Origin of the sequence: Pseudomonas sp. IT-P100, from assembly GCF_949767185.1 — a bacterium.
In the GTDB taxonomy this organism is placed as follows: domain Bacteria; phylum Pseudomonadota; class Gammaproteobacteria; order Pseudomonadales; family Pseudomonadaceae; genus Aquipseudomonas; species Aquipseudomonas fluorescens_B.
Window position 1 is genome coordinate 1 of the sequence record NZ_CATKQK010000029.1, and the last position, 2701, is coordinate 2701.

General features: G+C 52.8%; 1 protein-coding gene. It reads left to right on the forward strand.

The annotated features are described in order from the left end of the window. The coding region (locus ACM6IQ_RS20435) for an RHS repeat domain-containing protein (RefSeq protein WP_414879668.1) at window positions 1-2479 on the forward strand (2479 nt) is incomplete at its 5' end. Window positions 2480-2701 lie beyond the last annotated feature (222 nt).

A 2701-nucleotide genomic window follows, 5' to 3' on the forward strand; every position in this document is an offset into this window, starting at 1 on the left:
TTGGGATGGGCGAGGTAATCAGCGTCAGTGCGAGTATGACGATCAGCAGCGGCCTGTCGCGGTCACGGAACAGAGGCCGGCCGCATTGCCTTGTGTGGTTGACCGGTTCACTTACGGTGACTCCGACGCTGTGGTTGCCGAGCGCAATCAGTGCGGCCTGTTGATTCGCCATGACGACCCGGCCGGCTCTCAGATCCTCAACGAATATGGTTTGGCCGGCTCTGCGCTGGTTGAAAGCAGACGTTTTCTCAACGAACTTGAAACACCCGACTGGCCCCTAGACATCGATGTCCGAGACGAGTGGCTGGAGGAGCAGGCGTTTGTTACCCGGCATTCCTTTCATCCCACGGGAGAGATTGAACGCCAGACCGATGCCATGGGCAATGTCCGAACCTTTGACTATGACGTGGCAGGCAAATTGAGTGAGACCTCGCTGCTATTGGCGGGAGAAGGCAGACAAGCGCAATGCCTGGTCAGCGACATCCGCTACAACGCCCACGACCAGATTGAACGTGAAACGGCCGGCAATGGCGTTCAAACGCGAAGCGAGTACGACGTCGAGAATGGTCGTTTGATGCGGTTGGTGGCGGCAGTCGGGAATCAACCTCCGGTGCAGGATCTGAATTACACCTACGATGCGGTGGGCAATATTGTCGAGATGGAAGACAAGGCCCAACCCGTTACCTGGTTCAACAACCAGCGCATCGACCCGATCAACCACTACCGCTATGACAGCCAGTCTCAACTGGTCGAAGCCAGCGGCTGGGAAGTCAGCACGCCCAGCCACGGACCGGCACTGCCGGATTTGCTGCCCACACCGCTGGACCCTAATCAGCGGCGCAATTACACCCAGCGCTTCGAGTATGACGCGGCGGGCAATCTGATCACTCGCCATCACAGCGGTGTGCCCGGTTTCTCGATGTTCACCTCCGCGCGCAGCAACCGAAGCCTGGCGCAGCGGGACGATGGATCGCTGCCGGGAGAGTCCCAAATCGAATCAGGCTTCGATGCCTGCGGCAATCAGCGGGAGTTGCAGCGCGGCCAAGCCATGACGTGGGACATCCGCAACCAGTTGAGCCGGGTAACCCTGGTCAAACGTGTAGATGAACCCGACGATTACGAATGCTATGCCTACGACCGCCCCGGCCATCGGCTGCGCAAGGTGCATGTTAGCCAGACCCATCGCCGAACCCTAGGCACGGAAGTCCGTTACCTGCCCAACCTGGAAATCCACCGCCAGGCCGATGGCGAGGTGCACCACGTCATCAGCGCCGAAGCAGGCCGTTGCAGTGTTCGAGCCTTGCACTGGCCCGAAGGAACCCAGGCCGATCAACTCCGCTACAGCCTCTGCGACCACCTCGGTTCCAGCACGATGGAGTTGGATCACGAAGCAGGCGTGCTAACCCAGGAACACTATTACCCCTTCGGCGGCACCGCATGCTGGGCCGGTAAAAGTGCGTTGGTGGCGAAGTACAAAACGATTCGCTATTCGGGTAAAGAGCGGGATGCAACTGGCCTCTATTATTATGGGTATCGTTATTACGCGCCGTGGTTGCAACGGTGGGTAAATCCAGATCCATTTGGTGTTTTGGATGGTTTAAATGTTTATCGCAGTTTAAACAATAACCCTATCGTTTTTCTCGATTTTAAAGGTGCAGCTGTTTTGCATTGGTCTTGGGTTTCTAGTGATGACGAAGGATCGCAAGTGCGTCGTGATAGGAAATTGGTCACTGAATATGAAGTGCCTAATATGCGTCCTGGTGAGCAGTTGCTTTACTATCTTGAGCAATCACGTCCCGGAAATGTTTTTACCGGCATTATAAGTCTAAGTAGCGGTGAGGTTAATATTTACCCATTAAAAATTGAACGTCGTAAAGTGGTTTTACCTGTTGAAGGTTGGAAGGATAACTATCGAGGAATCTTTCATAATGGGGGAGAGGCTATCATGCACGGTAGAGATGGTCTGGTCTCGCATCTTCAAGCTATAAATATATATTCATGGGATGTTGAAAATACCATTGGATTTACGTTTCGTGATGTGCGCGCTCTTCCGCATACGGACACGGGGTGTCGAGAGATTCCGGCGATTGAAGATCGGTCCGCTTCATTGAATTCCGGTAAAACTTATAATGTACCGGATACGTTTTCTTCGGTTGGAAATAATAAGGAGGATTTTGACTTTGCAAAAGCGGAAGCAGAGGTGTCTGATCAGGACCCTTCTTTAATATATAAGTTTGATCATTTGCCGATCGAGGTGAAAGTCGAGTTGGTTAGTATGTTTGTAAGGGTTAGCGACAGCTTGGGAGAAAATGGATCATCGTTCCGACAACTATTTGCTGCTGAGCTCCTTAGGCCAGAGCTACAGGTGCCGGAAGTTGCTAGGGCAGAGCCGCCACTCCCTGAGGAAGGGACAAAGACACTGTTTCAATCTAATCTTGGTTCGTTCTGCCGCCGACCCAATCAATCTCAGGCCTTCTGAATGGATCGTCACCAACTACCACCAGCAACGCAATTACCGTCAGCATGATCTGGTTATCAAACCGCTGGCTCTTACCGCCGCAGATAAACGGTATCCACATTAAAATCAAAAAAACGTAATCGAGCGACACAGGTTCAAAAAAACACCCAACGATGAGCTTACCTGTTACTTCTTACAGTATCGGCCCGGCCAAAAAAGGCTCAGTCTTACCTCGACCCGAGT